Annotated in this window: 19 protein-coding genes; 10 read left to right on the top strand and 9 right to left on the bottom strand. The window is 64.4% G+C overall.

The window, feature by feature from the left end:
- Positions 1–62: 62 nt before the first annotated feature.
- On the top strand, positions 63–1226 hold the full coding sequence (locus WH303_RS01465) for an acyl-CoA dehydrogenase family protein (RefSeq protein ID WP_027011285.1): 1164 nt from the start codon (positions 63–65) through the stop codon (positions 1224–1226).
- Between the two features lie 80 nt (positions 1227–1306).
- Positions 1307–2209 carry a LysR family transcriptional regulator gene (locus WH303_RS01470; RefSeq protein WP_339516396.1) on the top strand — a complete coding sequence of 301 codons (903 nt, stop codon included), beginning with the start codon at positions 1307–1309 and terminating at the stop codon, positions 2207–2209.
- 38 nt (positions 2210–2247) lie between these two features.
- On the opposite strand, the gene WH303_RS01475 is transcribed toward WH303_RS01470, so the two are convergent.
- The 3 genes from WH303_RS01475 to WH303_RS01485 all read right to left on the bottom strand — a co-directional run bounded on the left by WH303_RS01475 (position 2248) and on the right by WH303_RS01485 (position 4623).
- The gene (locus WH303_RS01475) at positions 2248–3000 is read right to left on the bottom strand and encodes a sulfite exporter TauE/SafE family protein (RefSeq protein ID WP_339516398.1); all 753 of its coding nucleotides are present in this window, start codon (positions 2998–3000) and stop codon (positions 2248–2250) included.
- A gap of 168 nt (positions 3001–3168) precedes the next feature.
- Entirely contained in the window at positions 3169–3627 is a 459-nt protein-coding gene (ybeY, locus tag WH303_RS01480; protein WP_339516400.1) for an rRNA maturation RNase YbeY, read from the bottom strand.
- Positions 3628–3675: 48 nt separating this feature from the next.
- Positions 3676–4623 carry a PhoH family protein gene (locus WH303_RS01485; RefSeq protein ID WP_339516402.1) on the bottom strand — a complete coding sequence of 316 codons (948 nt, stop codon included), beginning with the start codon at positions 4621–4623 and terminating at the stop codon, positions 3676–3678.
- 91 nt (positions 4624–4714) lie between these two features.
- Between WH303_RS01485 and ruvA the strand changes: the two genes are divergently transcribed.
- From ruvA to ruvB, 5 genes are all read left to right on the top strand, one after another.
- Entirely contained in the window at positions 4715–5287 is a 573-nt protein-coding gene (gene ruvA, locus WH303_RS01490; RefSeq protein WP_339516404.1) for a Holliday junction branch migration protein RuvA, read from the top strand.
- Between the two features lie 76 nt (positions 5288–5363).
- Positions 5364–6836, top strand: coding sequence for a trypsin-like serine peptidase (locus WH303_RS01495; RefSeq protein WP_339516406.1), 1473 nt, complete (start codon positions 5364–5366; stop codon positions 6834–6836).
- A gap of 613 nt (positions 6837–7449) precedes the next feature.
- A complete protein-coding gene (locus tag WH303_RS01500) occupies positions 7450–8913 on the top strand; it encodes a trypsin-like serine peptidase (protein ID WP_339516408.1) in 1464 nt (487 codons plus the stop codon).
- A 199-nt stretch (positions 8914–9112) separates the two neighbouring features.
- Complete coding sequence (locus WH303_RS01505) at positions 9113–11011, top strand: trypsin-like serine protease (RefSeq protein WP_339516411.1); 1899 nt, start codon at positions 9113–9115, stop codon at positions 11009–11011.
- A gap of 41 nt (positions 11012–11052) precedes the next feature.
- Positions 11053–12120, top strand: coding sequence for a Holliday junction branch migration DNA helicase RuvB (ruvB, locus tag WH303_RS01510; RefSeq protein ID WP_312987863.1), 1068 nt, complete (start codon positions 11053–11055; stop codon positions 12118–12120).
- Positions 12121–12205: 85 nt separating this feature from the next.
- On the opposite strand, the gene WH303_RS01515 is transcribed toward ruvB, so the two are convergent.
- From WH303_RS01515 to WH303_RS01540, 6 genes are all read right to left on the bottom strand, one after another.
- Positions 12206–13162, bottom strand: coding sequence for a LysR family transcriptional regulator (locus WH303_RS01515; RefSeq protein ID WP_339516415.1), 957 nt, complete (start codon positions 13160–13162; stop codon positions 12206–12208).
- Between the two features lie 356 nt (positions 13163–13518).
- Positions 13519–14157: a histidine phosphatase family protein gene (locus WH303_RS01520; protein WP_339516417.1), complete on the bottom strand. Its 639-nt coding sequence runs from the start codon at positions 14155–14157 to the stop codon at positions 13519–13521.
- 10 nt (positions 14158–14167) lie between these two features.
- Positions 14168–14899, bottom strand: coding sequence for a hypothetical protein (locus tag WH303_RS01525; protein ID WP_339516419.1), 732 nt, complete (start codon positions 14897–14899; stop codon positions 14168–14170).
- A gap of 132 nt (positions 14900–15031) precedes the next feature.
- Positions 15032–16027, bottom strand: a complete 996-nt coding sequence (gene ttcA, locus WH303_RS01530; protein ID WP_339516421.1) for a tRNA 2-thiocytidine(32) synthetase TtcA — start codon at positions 16025–16027, stop codon at positions 15032–15034.
- Between the two features lie 4 nt (positions 16028–16031).
- Entirely contained in the window at positions 16032–16406 is a 375-nt protein-coding gene (locus WH303_RS01535) for a dihydroneopterin aldolase (protein WP_116926667.1), read from the bottom strand.
- Between the two features lie 26 nt (positions 16407–16432).
- Complete coding sequence (locus WH303_RS01540; protein WP_339516426.1) at positions 16433–17209, bottom strand: SDR family oxidoreductase; 777 nt, start codon at positions 17207–17209, stop codon at positions 16433–16435.
- Positions 17210–17287: 78 nt separating this feature from the next.
- Here WH303_RS01540 and WH303_RS01545 point away from each other — a divergent pair, with 78 nt between their 5' ends.
- The 3 genes from WH303_RS01545 to WH303_RS01555 all read left to right on the top strand — a co-directional run bounded on the left by WH303_RS01545 (position 17288) and on the right by WH303_RS01555 (position 21210).
- Entirely contained in the window at positions 17288–18361 is a 1074-nt protein-coding gene (locus WH303_RS01545) for a class I SAM-dependent methyltransferase (RefSeq protein ID WP_339516428.1), read from the top strand.
- A 511-nt stretch (positions 18362–18872) separates the two neighbouring features.
- The gene (locus WH303_RS01550) at positions 18873–19841 is read left to right on the top strand and encodes a TauD/TfdA dioxygenase family protein (protein ID WP_339516430.1); all 969 of its coding nucleotides are present in this window, start codon (positions 18873–18875) and stop codon (positions 19839–19841) included.
- A 247-nt stretch (positions 19842–20088) separates the two neighbouring features.
- A complete protein-coding gene (locus tag WH303_RS01555) occupies positions 20089–21210 on the top strand; it encodes an ABC transporter substrate-binding protein (protein WP_339516432.1) in 1122 nt (373 codons plus the stop codon).
- The last annotated feature ends 1 nt before the right edge of the window (position 21211 follow it).

The raw sequence follows: 21211 nt of genomic DNA on the forward strand, positions 1-21211 counted from the left end.
GATGTGAACCTGCGCCGTGCATAGCACCGCGCCACTGATTGAGTATTGAGGACCGCAACACCATGGATTTCGCCCTGACCGAAGAGCAGCAACAGATCATCGATGCCATCGAGAAAGTCTGTGCCCCGTTTGATGCCGACTACTGGCATGCCCGTGACAACGATGGCGCTTTTCCGGAAGACTTTTACCGCGCGCTGGCCGATGCCGGCTGGCTGGGCATTGCGATGCCCGAGGCCTATGGCGGGGCCGGCCTGGGCATCACCGAGGCGGCCTTGATGATGCACACGATCTCGGCCACCGGCGCGGGACTGTCGGGCGCGTCTGCGGTGCATATGAATATCTTTGGCCTGCACCCGGTGGTGGTCTATGGCACCGAAGAACAAAAGGCACGCATGCTGCCGCCACTGATTGCCGGCAAGGACAAGGCCTGCTTTGGCGTGACCGAGCCCAACACGGGGCTCAACACGCTCAAACTCAAGACCCGCGCGGTGCGCGATGGCGACCACTATGTGGTGCATGGGCAGAAGGTCTTCATCTCGACCGCGCAGCAGGCCAGCAAGATCTTGCTGCTGGCGCGCACCAAGCCGGTGGAGGAATGCAAGGGCACCGAAGGCCTGTCGCTGTTCTACACCGACTTTGACCGCAGCAAGATCGAGGTGCATGAGATCGCCAAGATGGGCCGCAAATGCGTGGACACCAACCAGCTGTTCATCGATGGGCTGCGCATTCCGGTAGAGGACCGCATTGGCGAGGAAAACCGGGGTTTTGAATACATCCTGCATGGCATGAACCCCGAGCGCATTCTGATTGCCTGCGAAGCCATTGGCCTGGGCCGCGCCGCGCTGGGCCGCGCCACGCAGTACGCCCGCGAGCGCGAGGTGTTCAACCGCCCGATTGGTCAGAACCAGGGCATCCAGCACCCGCTGGCCGAGCGCTGGATGGAGCTGGAAGCAGCCTTTTTGCTGGCGATGAAGGCGGCCTGGCTGTATGACCGCCATCAGCCTTGCGCGGCCGAGGCCAATGCGGCCAAGTTCCTGGGGGCGGAGGCGGGTTTCAAGGCCTGCGAGACCGCCATCTTTACCCATGGCGGCATGGGTTACGCCAAGGAGTTCCATGTCGAGCGGCTGATGCGCGAGAGCTGGATTCCGCGCCTGGCGCCGGTGAGCCCGCAACTGATTCTGTGCTTTATCGCAGAGAAGGTGCTGGGCCTGCCCAAGTCCTACTAGGCGGCGCCATGCGCAGTGCGCTGCCGGGCCATGCCCCTCGCCGTGCGGCCAGCCCGCACTGGCTGGGGCATGATACGCAGATGAAGACCCATTTGCTGCGTTATTTTGTGGTACTGGCCGAGGAGCTGCATTTTGGCCGCGCCGCCCAGCGCCTGGCCATCACCCAGCCGCCGCTGTCGGTGGCCATCAAATCGCTCGAAGAAGATTTGGGCGTGCGGCTGCTCGAGCGCGATGCCAAGCAGGTGCGGCTGACCGATGCCGGCGCCGCCTTTTTGATCGAGGCGCGCCAGGTGCTCAGCCAGATCCAGCGCGCCGCCGACGTGGCACGCAATGTGGCCCAGGGGCGCCAGGGCCAGCTCGATATTGGCGTGACCGGCTCGATGATCTACCGCGACCTGCCCCATGTGATGCAGGCCTTTGCCCAGCAGCGGCCCGATATCGACATCACCTTGCACGAGATGTCCACCACCGAGCAGCAGGCGGCGATTCTGCGCGGCCAGCTCCAAGGCGGTTTTGTCAACATCATCACCCCCGCGCCGGGGCTGGAGCTGTGGCCGCTGGCGCCCGATACCCTCGTCTGCTGCCTGCCGGAAAACCACCCCCAGGCGCAGCAAACCAGCCTGGATTTGCGCAGCCTCGCGCATGAGCGCTTTGTGATGTTTGTGCGCGATGTCAGCCCGGCCAATTACGACAATGTGATCGCCTGCCTGCACAACGCCGGCATCCACCCGCGCACCAGCCATGCGGTGCGCCAGTGGCTGGCCGTTATTTCGCTGGTTGCCATTGGCCAGGGCGTGGCGCTGGTGCCCTCTTGCATGCAGCGCGCCGGCATGGCTGGAGTGCGCTATGTGCCGCTGCACAGCAACCATGGCCAGACGGCGCTGACCGCCGGGGCCTTTGTCTGGCACCCGCAAAGCCGCTCGGCGGCGCTGGATGCGCTGATCGAGGTGATCAAGGCGCCGAGGGCAGGCGCCCCCGGCTAGGCACGGCCGGCTAGGCGCCCCCGGCTAGGCACGGCCGGTTAGGCTTTCAAGAAGAACAGCACCGCCATCACCAAGCCCGTCAGCACAATGCCAGCACGTAGCCACTGCGGCGCAATCTTGCGCGCCACCCGGGCGCCCAGGTAGCCGCCCAAGGTGGCGGCCACCATCATCAGCAAGGCGGGCTGCCACTGCACGACGCCGCCAGCGGCATAGATGGCGACGGCAATGGCGGTCAGCAGTGCGGAGACCAGGTTCTTGGTGCCATTCATTGCATGCAGGTTGGTCTGGCCCAGCAAACCCAGCAGCGCGAGCAGCAAGATGCCCAGGCCGCCATTGAAGTAGCCGCCATAGATGGAGACGGCCAGCATGCCCAGCGCGGCCTTGCTGCGTGAGGGCGTGGCGCCGTGCTGTGCGCCCATGGCCCATTGGCGCAGCTGCGGGCCAAAGGCAAACATGGCAGTCGCTGCCAGCAGCAGCCAGGGCACGATCTTGCGGAAGGCTGCCTCAGGGGTGACCAGCAGCAAGGCAGCCCCGGCTGCGCCGCCGACGAGCGCCAGCAGCATCACCGCCTTCATCGACAGGCCGGGTGGGGCCTGCATATCGTCCTTGAAGCCCCAGGCGCCAGCCGCATAGCCCGGCAGCAGCGCGACCGTGCCTGTGGCATTGGCAACGACCGGCGGCACACCGGTAAACACCAGCGCAGGCAGGGTTAGAAAACTGCCGCCTCCGGCGACGGCATTGAGCGCGCCGGCCACCAGGGCAGCGGCCAGCAAGATGGCGGTGTCAAGCATGTCTCCTCCTGTTATGCGCCGGCGGTTGCGGGGTGTCGCTGCCAGCACGGCCTTTATGAGGAGGATTCTAGGTAGTAATGGCGCGAAGAAGCGGCTGGATTAGTCGCTCAAAAGTCATCATTGCCTTGAGACGGGCGCGCCCAATGGCCGGGCAGCGGGCCCCGTTCCTTACTTCTGGTACGGATCGGTAAAGCCCAGCTCTTGCATGATGGCCGTCTCGTAGGCTTCCATCTCTTCGGCATCCTGCTCGCTGGTTTCATGGTCCCAGCCCTGGGCGTGCAAAGTGCCATGCACCAGCAGGTGGGCATAGTGCTCCTGCAGCGACTTGTTCTGCTCCTGGGCCTCACGCGCCACCACGGGCGCGCAGAGCACCAGGTCGGCCAGCACGGTGGGCTCCTGCTGGTAGTCAAAGGTCAGCACATTGGTGGCGTAGTCCTTTTGGCGGTACTCGCGGTTCAGTGCCTGGCCTTCTTCGGTATCGACAATGCGCACGGTGATCTCGGCGTCGTCGGCCAGCGCGTGGCGAATCCAGCGCGTCACCTGGCTGCGGGGCAGGGCTGCGCGGTGCTCGGCCACGCCGTCAAAACGGGCAAATTGCAGCGAGAGGGTGAGTTGGTTCAATGCCATATGGTTTTTATCGGCGGGGTGGCACAGGTGGGGGTGTGCGGGCGGGGCTCAGTCTTCGCGCGCGGGGCGGCGCTGCTTGTCGTAGGCGTCCACAATGCGCGCGACCAGCGGGTGGCGCACCACATCGGCGCTGGTAAAGCGGTTGAGCGCAATGCCCTTGACGCGCTTGAGCACGCGCTCGGCGTCGATCAGGCCGCTCAGCTGGCCCTTGGGCAGGTCGATCTGGCTCACATCGCCAGTGACCACAGCCTTGGCACCAAAGCCGATGCGGGTGAGGAACATCTTCATCTGCTCGGGCGTGGTGTTCTGGGCCTCGTCCAGGATGATGAAGGCGTTGTTGAGCGTGCGGCCGCGCATGAAGGCCAGCGGCGCGATCTCGATGGCATTGCGCTCAAAGGCCTTTTGCACCTTGTCGTAACCCATCAGGTCGTAGAGCGCGTCGTAGAGCGGGCGCAGGTAGGGATCGACCTTCTGCGACAGGTCACCGGGCAGAAAGCCCAGGCGCTCGCCGGCTTCGACGGCGGGCCGGGTCAGCACAATGCGCTGCACCTGGCTGCGCTCGAGCGCATCGACGGCGCAGGCCACGGCCAGGTAGGTCTTGCCGGTGCCGGCCGGGCCAATGCCAAAGGTGATGTCGTGCGCAGCGATGTTCTCCAGGTAGCCGGCCTGGTTGGGCGTGCGCGCGCGCAGGTCGGCGCGGCGCGTGTTCAGCACGATGGCGCCCTCGGGCGCGGCCATCAGCTCGCTGTCGCCGGCCATCATCAGCTGGATCTGGTCTTCGCTGATGGGCGTATCAGCCATCTCGTACAGCGCCTCCAGCAGCTCCAGCGCGTCGTTGGCCACGGCCTTGGGGCCGTCGATCTTGAACTGCTCGTGGCGATGGGCAATCTTGACGCCCATGTGGTTCTCGATCTGGCGCAGATGCGCATCGGCCGGTCCGCAGAGGTTGGCAATGCGGTTGTTGTTGTGGGGCGTAAAGGTGTGGCGCAGGATCACGCGGTAAATTCCAGTGAAAAATTCAGTATGCTTGCAGGCGGCAAGCGACGCACACAGGGCGGCCGCACACAAGCTACAAGGAAAGATACAAATGATAGGCCGATTGAGCGGAACCCTGGTGGAAAAGAACCCACCCGAAGTACTGGTGGATTGCCATGGTGTGGGCTATGAGGTGCAGGTGCCCATGAGCACCTTCTACAACCTGCCTGCCGTGGGCGACACCATCACGCTGCTGACGCAGTTTATCGTGCGTGAGGATGCGCAGCTGCTGTACGGGTTTGGCACGGCCGAAGAGCGCCAGACTTTCCGCGAGCTGATCAAGATCACCGGCGTGGGCCCGCGCACGGCGCTGTCCATCCTGAGCGGCATGGGCGTGAGCGATCTGGCGCAGGCCGTGTCCTTGCAGGAAGCGGGGCGCCTCGTGAAGGTGCCGGGCATCGGCAAGAAGACCGCCGAGCGCCTGCTGCTGGAGCTCAAAGGCAAGCTGGGCGCGGACATGGGCACCAGAGCCGCTGCCACCAGCGATGCCCAGGTCGACATTTTGCAAGCGCTGGTGGCCCTGGGTTACAGCGACAAGGATGCGGCTGCCGCTCTGAAACTGTTACCTGCCGACATCAGCGTAACCGACGGTATCAAGCAGGCGCTGAAAGCACTGGCAAAATAGCCCGCGCAGAGGCGGCCGGGCAGCAGCCCGGCCGGGTATCACCATCTATACCAACCAACACGGAGTGGACGAATCCATGAAATATCCCAAGTATGCAGTGCCCGGTCTGTTGTGGACTACCGGCGTGGCTGCGGCCCTGGCCTTGGCGGGCTGCGGTGGCGGCTCAGGTTCCGACGACGACAACGGCAATGTGACCCAGCCCACGGCCTATGTGCTGGACTCGGTCGTGCTGCCCGCATCGGCCATCAAATCGGCCGCAGTGGCGCCTGCATCCTTGGGCGCTGCGGTGCAGACCCGCTTTGTCGTGCTGCCCGAGCTGGACGCGGAAAAGACCGTGGCCAGCGACAACGGCCCGGCCCAGCAGATCGGCACGCAACGCGCGGTGGCGGCCACCAGCACAGTGGCCCAGACCCAGTCGGCCCTGCAGTGGAGCACGCTGGCCAATGGCCAGCAGGTCGCTGCCATCAACATCCAGTCGACCGGCGCCTATGGCCTGCGCGCCGGCGTGCTGGTCGACAGCCTGCCCGATGGCGCGCAGCTGCGCGTCTACAGCCAGGAACACCCCAATGCGATCGTCGAGCGCAGCGGTGCTGAGGTGAATGCGCTGCTGGCGCAAAACCGCAAGGCGGGGGAGACCGGTGCGGCCGCCAATACCTGGTGGACGCCCGATGTAGGCGCAGGCGATACCACGCTCGAAGTGGTGCTGCCAGCCGGCACTGGCGCCGATGCACTGCGCATCTCGATCCCCGTGGTCTCGCACATCTACCAGAACCTGTCGCTGCCCACCGAGGCCGAGCTGGCAGACGCGGCCAAGGCCGACACCTCGGCCGCCTGCAACCTGGATGCCACCTGCACCAACAACTACCAGACCGAGCGCAATGCGGTGGCCCGCATGGTGTTCACCCGCTCGGACGGCAAGTCCTACCTGTGCACCGGCACCTTGCTGAACAATACCAAGGGTGACTTTGCTCCGTACTTCATCACCGGCAACCACTGCATCTCGACCCAGTCCTCGGCCTCGTCGATGCAGACGTCCTGGTTCTACCGCTCGAGCAGCTGCAACTCCGGCGTGCCGGGCGCCAATGCCGCACTGCGCAGTGCCGGCGCGACCTTGCTCTACGCCACCAGCACCACCGATTCGGCGCTGCTCAAGCTCAATGAAATGCCTCCTGTTGGCGTGACCCTGGCGGGCTGGGATGCACGCACCGCTGGCCAAGTGGGTGATGCCGTCTATGGCCTGCACCACCCTGGCGGCAACCTGCTCAAGTACAGCGTGGGCGCGGTCGTGGGCTATATGAACTGCACCGCAGGCAGTGGCACCTCCATCACCTGCAGCACCGGTGACTCGAACAGCGGCTTCTACAGCGTGCGCTGGAGCCAGGGCACGACCGAGGGCGGCAGCAGCGGCTCGTCGCTGTTCCGCAATGGCCGCGTGGTCGGTAACCTCTACGGTGGCGGCGCCAGCTGCCTGGCGCCCAATGCGTCCGACTACTACGGCCGCTTTGACAAGGTGTTCGGCGACCGCATCTGGAGCTGGCTGGCCAGCTGACCGCTGCACCGCTGATTGCGGCTCTTGTGCCGCAAGCCTTCCAGCGCTGACAAACCTGCCCGTCAAACGGCAGGTTTTTTTACGTCTGGGGGAGTGGTTTCCGGTCTGCAGATATCCACCGGCCTGCTGCAATGTAGGGCCATCGAATCAGTACCGAGAAGCGGCCCCGCTTGCGGAATTCATCAATACCAAGGCGGATTAAATTTTTGTCCCTGGTATGCGATGTTCTGCTGAGGAAACTCAACCTGCTGCATGAGAGCGCATTTGTAAATCGCCGGTTTTTATAAAAGGATTTCAATAACACCACTCACTTTGTCAGAAAGCGAGTAAATATAGGCATTCTTTGGCTTGCTGTGCCAAGCGAATAGGGTCTGGATTTTATTAATATCGAATGAAAGGAATAATAAATAATATTGGTGGATGAGTTTCATTTTGTGGGCCTATGGCGTAGAGGGTACGGGAGAGATTCGTCGCCCTCTTGCTGTTACTGGTCGATATTTGCTTTACCTTTGTAGGTGTCTGCTCACTTGGATATCTTCAAAATAAAAATGCAAACCGCAATTCGGTGATTTGCAGGCTTTTGAATGGCATTTTGACTTGGAGTGAATCCATCATGAGATACCCAAAACATGCAGTGCTCGGTCTGTTATGGACCTCCGGCATGGTGGTGGCCCAGCCTACGACCTATATCCTGGACCCGGTGGTATTGCCGGATTCCGCCGTCGAATCCTCTCTCTTGGTGCCAGTGCCTTTAGGCACCCGGGTGCAAACGCATTTTGTGGTGCTGCCCGAGCTGGAAATGCAAGAGTCCATGGCTGACGAGGAGGCGAGCGGCCCGGCACTCCAGATTGGCGCCGCACGCGCCGTGGATGCCACCGCATCGGTGGCGCAAACCCAGTCGGCCATGCAGTGGACGCCGTTGCCCAGTGGGCAGCAAGTGGCGGCCATCAATATCCAGGCTATGGGTGCCTATGGCCTGCGTGCCGGTGTGCTGGTGGAGCAGCTGCCCGATGGCGCGCTGCTGCGCATCTACAGCCAGGAGCATCCCGCAGCGATCGTCGAGCGCAGCGGCGCGCAGATCAATGCACTGCTGGCGCAGAACCAGAGCGCGGGCGAGAGCGGCGCGCCTGCCAGCACCTGGTGGACGCCCGATGTGGGTGCGGGCGACACCACCATCGAAGTAGTGCTCCCCGCAGGGATGCCCGCGGAGGCATTGCGGATCTCGATCCCCCGGGTTTCGCACATCTTCTACAACCTGTCCTTGCCCACGGATGTGGGAGCGGCCACCGTGGGAGCGGCCGCCGTGGACGCGGCCGACATGGACCCGGCAGGAGCCACCGAAGCCGATCCGCTGGAGAGTTGCCGTATGGATGTGTCCTGCACCAGCAACTACCAGACCGAGCGCAATGCCGTGGCCCAGATGGTCTACACCCGGGAAAGCGGCCAGTCCTACCTGTGCACCGGCACCTTGCTGAACAACCCCAAGGCGGATTTTGTGCCTTACTTTCTGACGGCCAACCACTGTATCTCTAACCAATCGGTAGCCTCGACGCTGCAGACCCGCTGGTTCTACCACGCCAGCAGTTGCAATTCCGGTGTGCCGAGTGCCCAAAGCGCCCGGCGCAGCGCAGGTGCCACCTTGCTGCACGCCACGGCCACGACAGATTCTGCATTGCTCCGGCTCAACGAGATGCCTCCGGCAGGGGTGGACTATGCAGGCTGGGATGCAACAAATCTGGCCCCCAAGGGCCAGGCCATCTACGGTCTGCACCATCCCGGTGGCGACCTGCTCAAGTACAGCGTGGGCGCTGTAGCGGACCATGCCCGCTGCCAGTCCACCGGCAGCTCCACCTTCAGCTGCAGTGGGGGCGATGCGAATGGCGGCTTCTACAGCGTCAGCTGGAGCCAGGGGAGGACCGAGGGAGGCAGCAGTGGATCTGCGCTGTTCAGTGACGGCCGCGTCATTGGCACCCTGTATGGCGGCTCCAGCCGCTGCCAGGCGCCACGGGGCCTCAGCTACTACGGCCGCTTTGACAAGTTTTTTGCGGACGGGGCCGCGCAGTGGCTGGGCAACTGATCGCTGACACCTGGCGCGGCCGCCGCCCTCGCAGGGCCGGTTTGCCGGCCCTTTTCTTTGCGCAGTTAACCAATGTTTTGTTTTTGTACTATTCGATAGGCTTGCTTGATGTAAGTGCTTGCTCTAGATTGGCTGTATCCGGTCAGTAGTTTGTGTTGATCGGCGGCGCTTTTCTTGTCGCAACCGCGAGGAGTCCATCATGTCTTGTCGCATTGTGTCCCGCTGGAGTTCGGCGCTTTCTGCTGAGGGCCTGCGTTGGGTCACCGCGCTCATCGTGGCTGGCAGTTGTGGTTGTGCCCAGGCCAGTTGGCAGGTTGATGCGCGCAGGATGCCGGCCAGCCCCAGCGCTGTGGAGGCCAAGGATGCGGTGGCGCTCTCGGCGATGGCTGTGGTGCCCATCGTGCTGCCGCCCTGGCAGGACAGCAAGGCGCTGGCCCCCGATGAGGGCGGCGTCCGCCAGATTGGCGTGGCGCGCGCGCTGGATACCCTGGATACGGCCGACAAAGTCGCGCGTCTGTTGCAGTGGCGAACCCTGCCATCGGGCCAGCAGGTGGCCGCCTTGCAATGGCGGGCGGACGATGCCTATGGGCTGCGTCTGGGTCTGGAGTTTGCCGCCTTGCCGCCGATGGCGGTGTTCCGGCTTTATGCATCGCCCGATGCCGCTGCCAGCTACGAGGTGACCGGCGCTGCGCTGCTCGAGGGCCTGGCTGCCGATGCGCAGACGGGCCAGCGCACCTGGTGGACGCCCGATGTGGGGCCCACGCCCGTGCTGGAGATCCTGCTGCCCGCCGCGTTGGCGACCAGCAGCCTGCAATGGGCCATGCCCCAGCTCTCGCAGATCGTCGTGCCGCCCCTGGTGGCTGAGGCTCTGAAGACGGCTGACATGGCCACGTTGTCTGAAAAGCGCCTCTCCAATGCCTGCCAGCAGGATGTGAATTGCCAGACTGCGTTGCTGGACCAGCGTGATGCCGTGATCCGCATGGTCTATGTGAGCCAGGCGCGCACTTTCCAGTGCACAGGCACCTTGCTCAACAACCCACGTCAGGACCTGACACCCTATGTGCTGACTGCCGCCCACTGTGTGCGGGACCAGGCGACGGCATCGACCTTGCAGACCTCCTGGTTCTACTACTCGCAGTCCTGCGGCAGCCAGCAGCTGTTTGCCGGCCATGCCGAGCGCTACAGCGCGGCGCGCTGGCTGGCCACAGGCATCGGCAATGACATGACCTTGCTGCAGCTGGATGAGGCGCCGCCAGCAGGCGCCTTGTTTGCCGGCTGGGATGCGTCCACCCAGCCCTGGGGCGTTGCGGTGGCCGGGCTGCACCATCCGCGTGGCGACTTGATGATGCTGTCATCGGGCAAGCTGCAGGACGATGCGGTGTGCGCGGTGGACTATGTGGGCCGCACCTTGGACTGCGCTCCGCAGGCCCAAGCCGATGGGGGCTTTTACCGGGTGCTTTGGAGCCAGGGCGGTATCGAGGCGGGCTCCAGCGGTTCGGCCCTGTTTGTCAATGGCCGCGTGACCGGTACGCTGACGGGCGGTGACAACTGGTGCCCTGCCAAGGATGGCCGTGTCGTCTATGGCCGGCTGGACCAGGCCATCGCCAGCTTTGCGGCTTGGCTGGGGGCCGACAAGGCGATGAACAGCGATATGCACATGCCCGTCTACCGCTTCCTGGTGCTGCGCTCGGGCGGGGAGTTCTATACCTTGTCTGCCTCTGAGCGTGACTATGTGATCGCGAGCTTCCCCAACGAGCTGGTCTTTGACGGCGTTGCGTTCTATGCCGCAGGCCGCGCACATGCCCGCCTGGTGCCCGTGCACCGCTATTTCAACCCCGAGGTCGTCGCCCATTTCTACACCACCAGCGATGCCGAGCGGCAGTTTGTGCAGACCTACCACCCCAGCTGGAACTACGACGGCATTGCCTGGTGGTCGCCCGCGCAGCCCGGTGACGGGGTGGAGGCCGTCTACCGCGCCTACCAGTATGTGCCGGGGGTGCACCTCTACAGCCTGCAAGTGCAGGCGCGCGATGCCTGGCTGGCCAATGCGGGGCTTTTGTATGACGGACTGGCTTATTATGTGTGGGATGCGCCTTAGGGATGCGCTGCACACCTCCCTGGCCATGCCTGCACTGATCCATGACTATCCATACCGATTCCTTCGCCGCTGCGCCAGTCCCCCGCCCTGACAACCGCGTGATTTCCGCGAGCCAGTCCTCGCCGCAGGAGGAGGTGCTCGAGCGCGCGCTGCGCCCCAAGCAGCTCCAGGAGTATGTGGGCCAGGTCAAGGCGCGCGAGCAGCTGGAGATCTTCATTGGCGCGGCCAAAAAGCGCAGCGAGGCACTGGACCATGTGCTGTTGTTTGGCCCGCCCGGGCTGGGCAAGACGACGCTCTCGCACATCATCGCCTCGGAGCTGGGGGTGAACCTGCGCCAGACCAGCGGCCCGGTGCTGGAAAAGCCCAAGGACCTGGCGGCGCTGCTGACCAACCTGGAGCGCAACGATGTGCTCTTCATTGACGAGATCCACCGCCTCTCGCCGGTGGTCGAGGAAATCCTCTACCCGGCGCTGGAGGACTACCAGATCGACATCATGATCGGCGAAGGGCCGGCTGCGCGCTCCATCAAGCTGGATCTGCAGCCCTTCACCCTCGTGGGGGCCACCACACGCGCGGGCATGCTCACCAACCCGCTGCGCGACCGCTTTGGCATCGTCGCGCGCCTGGAGTTCTACACCACCGAAGAGCTGACCAAGATCGTGATGCGCAGCGCCGGCTTGCTGAACACACCCATCGATGACGAAGGCGGGCTGGAGATTGCACGCCGCTCACGCGGCACGCCCCGTATTGCCAACCGCTTGCTGCGCCGGGTGCGCGATTACGCCGATGTCAAAGGCAATGGCCGCATCACGCAGGAGATGGCCAACCGCGCGCTGGCCATGCTGGATGTCGACCCCCTGGGCTTTGACATCATGGACCGCAAGCTGCTCGAAGCGGTGGTGCACCGCTTTGATGGCGGGCCGGTGGGGCTGGACAATATTGCCGCCAGCATTGGCGAGGAGCCTGGCACGATCGAGGATGTGATCGAGCCGTATTTGATCCAGCAGGGCTTTTTGCAGCGCACGCCGCGCGGCCGGATGGCCACCCAGGCGGCCTACCGCCACCTGGGTCTGGTGGGCGGCGGGCCTGGACAGGCGGCATTGGTGTAAAACGTAAAGCCCCATCGATGGGGCTTTTGCTGGGGCTTTAGCGTTTGGTGCCAGACAGGGGCGCGTGGCCCCGTTTGGCGCCGATTCAAGCGGCCTTGGCGGCGCGCTTGGTGGGCGGCGATTCGTTGCCCATGTTCTCGCAGAGGTAGTCCCAGCATTCCTGCACGATGGCGCGGCGGCTGCCATTGGCTGCGCGCGTCATCAGGCAGATGCGGCGCGACAGCAAGGGGCCTTTGAGCGGCACGGTCACCCAGTCATCGCTTTGGTGGCCCTGCGTGTACAGGCGCGAGAGCAGGCCGATGCGCAGGCCGCTTTGCACCAGCGCGTAGAGCGACTCGGTATAGCTCAGCGTCTCGGTGTGGCTGGTGCCCACGCCTTGCTGCTCCAGCACCGAGACAATCATCTCGTAGGTGCTGCCGCGCGAGAGCACGACCAGCGGCTCATCGCTGAGGTCCGACCAGCGCAGATCGGTCTTTTGTGCCAGGCGGTGCTTGGCGGGGATGACGGCCATGACCTCGTCCTCGGTCACGAACTGTGTCTCCACCGACGGGGGCACGGTGAACTCCAGGCCCAGGCCGATGTCCGAGCTGCCATTGGCCACCGAGGCCAGCAGGTCGTCATTGCGCATGTCGTGCAGCTGCAGGTCCACCATCGGGTGGGACTGCTGCCAGAGGGCGAGCCACGGCGCCAGCAGGTGGGTGGTGGAGGGGATGCAGCTGATGCGCACGGTGTCGGCCTGGTATTTGAGCAACTGCTGCAGATCCTGCACGCCTTGCACAAAGTTGTTGATCATCCACTCGACCTGCGGGCGCACGGCTTCGCCGGCCGACGTCAGGCGGACATGGTGGGTGCTGCGGTCAAACAAGGCGGTGCCCAGCAGCGTCTCCAGCTCACGGATGGCCGAAGACAGTGCGGGCTGGCTCATGGACAGCGCCTGCGCGGCACGGCTGAAGCTGCGGTGCGTCGCTACTTCCTTGAAGCAGCTCAGCTGGCGCAGGGAGGGCGTCGGCAGGGGTTTTCGGGTCAGCTCGGCGTCTGGCATATAACGGTCAATACCTTTTTAGTAATCTAACAGAGGAGTCATTGAACTCGTCTATAGATGGTCGCACTACTATTAATAATGATCAAGCAATTAGTGAATTCTAAAAGTAATTAAATGTCACTTGATCACCAGAGGTTGGAGTGAACGCTGACATACCTTGGTATTTTATCGGCTCTATGAAGCATTGCGTTTCATTTGTTTGTGTCATCGCACAGGACCCTGGGCGACATTGGCGCGGCAGGCAAACGGCCGCCTGCATGGTGGCCACCATGCAGGGGAAGCTGATGCAAAAAAGTCACAAAAAGTGGAGGGGGGAGGCAGAGTCCGGCCCGAAGGGCGGCGGCTTGCAGCCGCTGTTAGAGGGTTTCGTCCAAGCCGACGGTCTGCAGGTGGCTGGTGTCGCCCCAGCCCACCAGGGTCAGGCCGCTGTCCGGTGTCCACAGCAGGCGGTTGACGCTGGTATTGGCCAACTCCCAGGTGCGGGGGGCCTGGATGTCCTGGCGCGTGGCCAGGCGGTAGAGGCAATCGAGCACGCCGCCATGGGCCACCAGCGCGATCTGCTGGCCCAGGTGGCTGGCGGCGAGTTCGGCCACGACCTGGGCCACGCGCGCCTGCAGCGCCTGCAGTGATTCGCCCTGGGGCGGGGCAAAGACCGGGTCACGCTTGCGCCAGCGCAGGGCCGACGGCGGGTCCGAGACCTCGATGTCGGCAAAGCGGGAGCCTTCATAGTCGCCAAAGCTGCGCTCGCGTAAGGCGCGGTGGGTGGCGAGCGGCGCGCCATTGGCCTGCGCCAGCGCCTGGGCGGTGCTGAATGCGCGCTGCAGATCACTGCTGTAGATATGGGCCAGCGGGGTCTCGGTCAGCGCCTGGGCCAGCTGCCGGGCCTGGCGCTCGCCGGTGGCGTTCAGCGGTATGTCCGTATGGCCCTGGATGCGAGCGGCAAGGTTCCAATCGGTCTCCCCGTGGCGAATGGCAATGATCTGGGTGCTGTGCATGCGTTCCTTGTTATTGGGGTTTGGCGGCGGGCTTAGCGGGAGTGGCAGTGGCAGATGCAGCGGCTGCAGCTGGAGTGGATGCGGGCTGGGCAGCGGCGGGCGCGCCAACCGTGGTGCTGACGCGGCGTGGTCCTTGCGGCGGCTTGGGAAAGCCGTTGAGCGCTGAGTCGAACAAGATGCGGTAGATCACCTGGTCATCGACCCAGACATCCTCGTAGCGGGCCGAGGTCTCATAGACCACCTGCTGGGTCTGGACATCGCGCAAGGTCAGCTGCACGGCGCGGTAGTGCAGCGAAGGGCCGGTGTCGCGCCAGGCGATGCCACCGCGCCAGCCCCAACCCCAGCCGGGGCCCCAGCCCAAACCGCCATAGGGGTTATAGGGACTGCCGGGCAGCAGCCAGCTGTCGGGAATGTAACGAGCTTGTACGTCGATCTGCGCGATCACGCTGCCCTGGCGGTCGTCGCGGCGCAGACCCACACCGGCCAAAGAGGCCTCGGCCTGTTGCACGACGGTATCAAATTGTGGCCCCAGTGCGACCTGGGACGGCAGCAACTGCAGCCGGTAGGTTGGCGGCGCGGGCACTTGCTGCAAAGTGGAGTAGCTTTGCACATCGCTGTCGATGGTGCGCACGCCGGCGCAACCGGCCAGCCAGAGGCTGGCGCAGGCCATCGCTGCGATACCGGCGATACGACGCCACTGGGGCATGCCTGGCAGGGCCGCCCGGTCAAAAGATAGGAACATGGTGCCGTCTCCCGAAAAAAAAGCGCTGCGCCATAAGGACACAGCGCATGCGCTCAACGATAAACGCTTGGAGCGGCAGCGGCTGTCAGTCAGGGGCGACAAGCAGGGCTGCATGGCTCAAGCAAACGTGGATCAGCCCAATTGCACCACCTGCATGCCGGCAGGCAGCGAGGGGTTGCTGGGCAAGTCGTCGTGGTCGAAGGCCTTGTCGCCGTTTTCATCGGCGATGCCGGTAGGCTTGGCGTTCTGGAAATCGAACAGCTTGGAGTCGGCCAGGTGGGTGGGCACCACATGCTGCAGCGCGCGGAACATGTTGTTCACGCGGCCGGGGTGCTTGCGGTCCCACTCGCGCAGCATGTCGCCAATCATCTGGCGCTGCAGGTTTTCCTGGCTGCCGCAGAGGTTGCAGGGGATGATGGGGAAGTCGCGGTACTGGGCCCAGCGTTCGGTGTCCTTCTCGGGCACATAGGCCAGCGGGCGGATCACCACATGCTTGCCGTCGTCGCTCACCAGCTTCGGGGGCATGGCCTTCATGATGCCGCCGTGGAACATGTTGAGCATCAAGGTCTGCACGATGTCGTCGCGGTGGTGGCCCAGCGCCACCTTGTTGCAGCCCAGCTGGTCGGCCACCTTGTACAAAATGGCGCGGCGCAGGCGCGAGCACAGACCGCAGGTGGTCTTGCCCTCGGGCACCACACGCTTGACGACGCTGTAGGTGTCCTGGTTCTCGATGTGGAAGTCCACGCCCACGCTTTTGAGGTACTCGGGCAGCACATGCTCGGGAAAGCCGGGCTGCTTCTGGTCCAGGTTCACGGCCACCAGGTCGAACTTGATGGGAGCGCGGGCGCGCAGCTTCATCAGGATGTCAAGCAGGGTGTAGCTGTCCTTGCCGCCGGACATGCAGACCATCACCTTGTCGCCGTCCTCGATCATGTTGTAGTCGCCAATGGCGCGCGCCACCTCACGGCACAGGCGCTTTTCCAGCTTGTGGTTCTCGCGCTGGATCTTCACCCGCTTTTCGTTGTTAGCCGATGCCTGCGCATCGTCGCTGGTGGCGTCGTCAAAGTCCCATCCGTTCGCGGCGGCGGGCTGGGGCTGGAGGAGTGCGGTATCGGTGGGGGCGTTCATAGGTTCACCATTGTCCGGTTTCGGTGCGGATTGCAACTTCGCAATCGTCAAAAATCTCTAGCTTGGCGATCTTCACGCGAACGCCGCGCACATTGGGCAACTGCATCAGCCGCTGGGCGACCTTGCCGATCAGGGTCTCAAGCAGGTTGACATGCTCGGCCGTGCATTCATCGATGATGATCTGGCGCACCTTGCGGTAGTCCAGCACATGCATGATGTCGTCATCACTGGGCGCCAGCGGCTGCTGGCCCATGTTGATTTCCGCATCCACCAAGATGGGTTGCGGCGCAGTCTTCTCGTGGGCGAGGATGCCTAAATTGGCATCAAAACGCAGGCCCGTCAAGCTCAGGGTTTGCAACCCGGTGTCAAATGTCGTCATAAAAACAGCAAGGCAGCGAAGAATCGCTACATCATCGAAAAATCGCGGTCAAACCGCATCAGGTGCTGGCCGCCGTCCACCAGCAGGCTGGTGCCGGTGATGGAGCTGTTGTCCAGCGCAAAGCGCACGGTGGCTGCCACGTCTTCCGCTGTGGAAGAACGCCCCAGCGGGCTCATGCGGTGCAGGGCCTCGAACTTCTCGGCGCTCAGGTAGTCGCTGGTCAGCGTCAAGCCCGGGGCCACACCCACCACCCGCAGGCGCGGCGCCAGCGCCTGGGCCAGCAAGGTGTTGGCCGCTTCCAGCGCCGCCTTGCTCAAGGTGTAGCTGACAAAGTCGGGGTTCATGTTCCACAGCTTCTGGTCGAGCAGGTTCACCACCACGCCCTGGGCCGGGTCGCCCCGCTGGCAGATATGCTGGTGCAGCAGCTGGGCCAGCACAATGGGCGCGGCCGTGTTGCTGCGCAGATGGCGCTCCAGCGCGGCATAGCCAAAGTCGGCGGCGCCATCATGCTCGAACAGCGAGGCGCTGTTGACCACTGCATCGACCTGGCCGAAATGGGCCACCACCCGGGGCAGCAGGCTGCGCACTGCGGCCTCATCGTCGAAATCGGCGTCAAAATGGCCGCTCAGGCCCGACAGCGCGGCGCACTCGGCAGCGGTCTGCGCAGCCTCGGCGGCCGAGCCACGGTAGTGCACCGCCACCTGCCAGCCATGGCGGGCCAGCCCGAGCGCAATCACCCGGCCCAGGCGCTTGGCAGCGCCAGTGACCAGTACGGTGCGTGGGGTCGAAGAAGGCATGGGCATGGCAAGCGCTCAGCAAGCGGCGACAATAAGGGGGTGAATACAGAACCCTCTAGTTTAACGACTGTGCTGGCCAAGCGCATGGCTGAGGCTATTGCCCAGGCCGGCGGTTGGATCCCGTTTGATGACTTCATGCGCATGGCGCTGTACGAGCCCGGCCTGGGCTACTACGCCAATGACCGCAGCAAGTTTGGCGTCATGCCCGAGGAGGGCAGCGACTTTGTCACCGCGCCCGAGCTCTCGCCGGTGTTTGGCGAGCTGGTCGCTGCCCAGGTGCAGGATGCCTTTGCCCACACCCAGACCAGCGAGGTCTGGGAGTTTGGCGCCGGCACCGGTGCGCTGGCCGAGCAGCTGCTGTCCACCCTGGGCCCCGCCTGCACGCGCTACACGATTGTCGATGTCTCGGGCAGCCTGCGCCTGCGCCAGCAAGAGCGCCTGGCCCGCTTTGGCGACCAGGTGCAGTGGGCCGACAGCCTGCCCGCGCAGATGCAGGGCGTGGTCGTCGGCAACGAGGTGCTTGACGCCATGCCGGTCAAGCTTTTGCTGCGCCAGCAGGGTGTGTGGCAGGAGCGCGGCGTGGTCGTGGCGAGCGCCGAGGGCGACGATCTGCGCTTTGGCTGGGACCAGCGCCCTACCCACCTGCGCCCGCCGGTGGAGCCGGAGCTGCCGCAGGAGGCCGAGTACCTGACCGAGATCCACCCGCAGGGCGAAGCCTTTGTCGCGACGCTGGCCGACCGCATCACGCGCGGCGCGGTGCTGCTGATCGACTATGGCTTTGGCGAATCGGAGTACTACCACCCGCAGCGCCACATGGGCACCCTGGTCTGCCACCACCTGCACCAGGTCGACAGTGACCCGCTGGTGCTGGTGGGGCTGAAAGACATCACCGCCCATGTGAACTTCACCGGCATTGCTGTGGCGGCGCAGGATGCCGGCATGGATGTGCTGGGCTACACCAGCCAGGCCCATTTCCTGATCAACTGCGGCCTGGGCGCCAAGCTCGACGGGCTCGAAGTGATTGCCCGCAGCAAGGCGGCCAAGCTGATGATGGAGCATGAGATGGGCGAGTTCTTCAAGGCCATCATGCTGAGCAAGGGTGTGGCCGTCTGGGAGCCAGCCGGCTTTGTGCAGGGCGACCGCATGCACCGGCTATAGGGACCCTCTGCAAAAATCCCTGCCGTGGTCTCAACGCGGTCTCGGGCGATCCACTGCGTTGTCTTCCTTGTCAATAGCAACAGCTATTGACTGCAAAAGACGCCTTGCGCCTCATCCCGATCCGCGTCCATCCCGCTTGGCGAGGGTTTTGCAGAGCATCCCTAGCCGCTGGCACCAGGGCAGAGAGGGGGCAGGGTGGGACTGGGTGAGGTGGGCCCCGCAGAGGCGGGCCGACAAAAGATGGCTGCCGGTGCCAAGCCCTGACACATGCCCGCCGCCCGGTGCGTCCGATCTGGACGCGCCCGGCACGGGGCATGCAGGCTGGCTTGTGCTGCACCGACAGACTGCGATCATGGCGGCGCTGCATGACGGCCTGATGACAGCAGACAAAACAGCAGCGCAGCAGCACCCTTCATCGGTTTGCGCATAAAGATACGCGTTTTCATTCGTTTTCTGATCGCAGCGCGCCTTCTACAGTGGGCCTATCACTGGTCCGCCAAGGAAAGCTGCCATGTCCGCGCTGTTTGATGTTCTGACTGCCCATCCGTTTTTCTTCCGCCGCCCGGTGCCTGACAGCGCCAGCCAGGCGGGCAGCGCCACTGGCACCACGCAGGCCTTCAGCCTGCGCCCCATCCAGCAGCCCGCGGGCGCCCAGACCCGCCTGGGGGTGGAGGTCGTGGGCCTGGACCTGTCCCGCCCGCTGGGCCCGGAGGACTTTGCCCGGCTGCAGCAGGCGCACCAGGACCACAGTGTCGTGGTCTACCGCAACCAGCGCATCAGCCCGGCCGAGCAGATTGCCTTCAGCCGCCGCTTTGGGCCGCTGCAGCGCCATGTGCTGCGCAACTACCAGCTGCCGGGCCATGACGAGATCCTGATCGTCTCCAACATCATTGAAAACGGCCAGCCCGTGGGCCTGGGCGATGCCGGGGCCTACTGGCACTCTGACCTGTCCTACAAGCCCCAGCCTGCGATGGGTTCGCTGTTGCATGCGCAAGAGCTGCCCGAGGTCGGTGGGGACACCTTGTTTGCCGACCAGGTCGCGGCCTACGAGGCGCTGCCCTACACCCTCAAGCAGCAGCTGGTGGGCTTGCTGGCCGAACACAGCTATTTGCTCAAATATGAGGCACTGCGCGAGCGCAATGCCTTCCGCCCTGCGCTGAGCGCCGAGCAGGTGGCCGAGGTCAAGCCTGCTGTGCACCCGGTGGTGCGCACCGATCCGCAGACCGGCCGCAAGTCCTTGTTTGTCAGCGAGCATTTCACCACCCGCATCCTGGGCCTGCCCGAGGGCCGCTCGGCCGCGCTGCTGGCCGAGCTGTTTGCCCACAGCACCCAGCCGCAGTTTGTCTACCGCCACCACTGGCGTGACCGGGACCTGGTCTTTTGGGACAACCGCGCGGTGCTGCACCTGGCCACCGGCGTGCCGGCCGGCCAGCGCCGCAAGCTCTACCGCACGACGATCGAAGGGGATGTACCGGTATGAACGCCACCTCCCCGACCTTGCGCGCTACCGGGCTGCCCCGCCCGCAACGCCACCAGCCGCTGTTTCTGCTGTCGCTGAGCCTGGCTGCCGCCTGTTGTTGATCGCCAGCGCCCGCCATTGCGGCGGCGCTGCCCGCTCCTTGACAACGGCGATTGACGCCCACCCCCAGTGCCTGCCCACCCGCGCCAAAAAGCGCGGTGGTGCTGCGCTGCGGCCCAACGATTCCAGCCATACCTCTTGACGCACTATGAACATCCGCAATCCTTGGGCGCTGCGCAGCCAGCCGCCCGGTAAACAGTCCACCACACCATCCAGCCGTCCCGCTGCCGCCGCCCATGGCGCCAGCCTCGGCTCTGCCAGCAAGCATGCGGCAGCCGTGCTGGCCGCCACCGCTGCGCTCTGGGGCGTGGCTGCGGGCGACGCGCAGGCGGCCGAGGGCCAGCTGCGCATTGCGCAGCAGTACGGCATCGTCTATTTGCTGCTCAATGTGGCGCAGGACCAGCAGTTCATCGAAAAGCAGGGCAAGGCCCAGGGGGTGGACATCAAGGTCAGCTACCTGCAGTTCTCCGGCGGCCCGGCGGTCAACGATGCGCTGCTCTCGGGCAACGTCGATATTGGCGGCGCCGGCGTCGCGCCGCTCTTTACGCTCTGGGACCGCACCAAGGGCAAGCAAAACGTCAAGGGCGTGGCCTCGCTGGGCAACTTCCCCTACTACCTGGTCAGCAACAACCCGCAGGTCAAGACGATTGCCGACTTCAGCGACAAAGACCGCATTGCCACGCCGGCGGTTGGCGTCTCGGTGCAGTCGCGCGTGCTGCAGTACGCCTCGGCCAAGCTTTGGGGCGAGCAGCACTACCAGCGGCTCGACAAGCTGCAGGTGGCCTTGCCGCACCCCGATGCGGCAGCGGCCATCATCAAGGGCGGCACCGAGATTACCGCGCACTTTGGCAACCCGCCGTTCCAGGAGGTGGAGCTGGCCGGCAACCCCAATGCGCGCATTGTGCTCAACAGCTATGAGGTGCTGGGCGGTCCGGCCTCGTCCACCGTGCTCTACGCCACCGAGAAGTTCCGCCAGGAAAGCCCCAAGACCTACCGCGCCTTCCTCGATGCGCTCGATGAATCGGCCCGCTTTGTGCAGGCCAATCCCGAGCAGGCGGCCGATATCTTTTTGAAGAGCGGTGGCGGCGGCAAGGTCGATCGCAACCTGATCCTGCAGATCATCAAGAACCCGCAGGTGCAGTTCACGATCCAGCCGCAGAACACCGTGGGCCTGGGCCAGTTCCTGCAGCGGGTGGGCGTGATCAAGACCAAGCCCGAATCGGTGCGCGACTATTTCTTTGACGACCCGCGCATCTCCGGGGGGAGCTGAG

This window comes from Comamonas sp. MYb69 (assembly GCF_037479315.1).
Lineage (GTDB): Bacteria > Pseudomonadota > Gammaproteobacteria > Burkholderiales > Burkholderiaceae_C > Comamonas.

What these genes read in the sequence shown, in the direction of transcription:
- WH303_RS01465 (WP_027011285.1), top strand. Translation starts at nt 63, where the DNA reads ATGGATTTCGCCCTGACCGAAGAGCAGCAACAGATCATCGATGCCATC.
- WH303_RS01470 (WP_339516396.1), top strand. Translation starts at nt 1,307, where the DNA reads ATGAAGACCCATTTGCTGCGTTATTTTGTGGTACTGGCCGAGGAGCTG.
- WH303_RS01475 (WP_339516398.1), bottom strand. Translation starts at nt 3,000, where the DNA reads ATGCTTGACACCGCCATCTTGCTGGCCGCTGCCCTGGTGGCCGGCGCG.
- ybeY (WP_339516400.1), bottom strand. Translation starts at nt 3,627, where the DNA reads ATGGCATTGAACCAACTCACCCTCTCGCTGCAATTTGCCCGTTTTGAC.
- ruvA (WP_339516404.1), top strand. Translation starts at nt 4,715, where the DNA reads ATGATAGGCCGATTGAGCGGAACCCTGGTGGAAAAGAACCCACCCGAA.
- WH303_RS01495 (WP_339516406.1), top strand. Translation starts at nt 5,364, where the DNA reads ATGAAATATCCCAAGTATGCAGTGCCCGGTCTGTTGTGGACTACCGGC.
- WH303_RS01500 (WP_339516408.1), top strand. Translation starts at nt 7,450, where the DNA reads ATGAGATACCCAAAACATGCAGTGCTCGGTCTGTTATGGACCTCCGGC.
- WH303_RS01505 (WP_339516411.1), top strand. Translation starts at nt 9,113, where the DNA reads ATGTCTTGTCGCATTGTGTCCCGCTGGAGTTCGGCGCTTTCTGCTGAG.
- ruvB (WP_312987863.1), top strand. Translation starts at nt 11,053, where the DNA reads ATGACTATCCATACCGATTCCTTCGCCGCTGCGCCAGTCCCCCGCCCT.
- WH303_RS01515 (WP_339516415.1), bottom strand. Translation starts at nt 13,162, where the DNA reads ATGCCAGACGCCGAGCTGACCCGAAAACCCCTGCCGACGCCCTCCCTG.
- WH303_RS01520 (WP_339516417.1), bottom strand. Translation starts at nt 14,157, where the DNA reads ATGCACAGCACCCAGATCATTGCCATTCGCCACGGGGAGACCGATTGG.
- WH303_RS01525 (WP_339516419.1), bottom strand. Translation starts at nt 14,899, where the DNA reads ATGTTCCTATCTTTTGACCGGGCGGCCCTGCCAGGCATGCCCCAGTGG.
- ttcA (WP_339516421.1), bottom strand. Translation starts at nt 16,027, where the DNA reads ATGAACGCCCCCACCGATACCGCACTCCTCCAGCCCCAGCCCGCCGCC.
- WH303_RS01535 (WP_116926667.1), bottom strand. Translation starts at nt 16,406, where the DNA reads ATGACGACATTTGACACCGGGTTGCAAACCCTGAGCTTGACGGGCCTG.
- WH303_RS01540 (WP_339516426.1), bottom strand. Translation starts at nt 17,209, where the DNA reads ATGCCCATGCCTTCTTCGACCCCACGCACCGTACTGGTCACTGGCGCT.
- WH303_RS01545 (WP_339516428.1), top strand. Translation starts at nt 17,288, where the DNA reads ATGGCTGAGGCTATTGCCCAGGCCGGCGGTTGGATCCCGTTTGATGAC.
- WH303_RS01550 (WP_339516430.1), top strand. Translation starts at nt 18,873, where the DNA reads ATGTCCGCGCTGTTTGATGTTCTGACTGCCCATCCGTTTTTCTTCCGC.
- WH303_RS01555 (WP_339516432.1), top strand. Translation starts at nt 20,089, where the DNA reads ATGAACATCCGCAATCCTTGGGCGCTGCGCAGCCAGCCGCCCGGTAAA.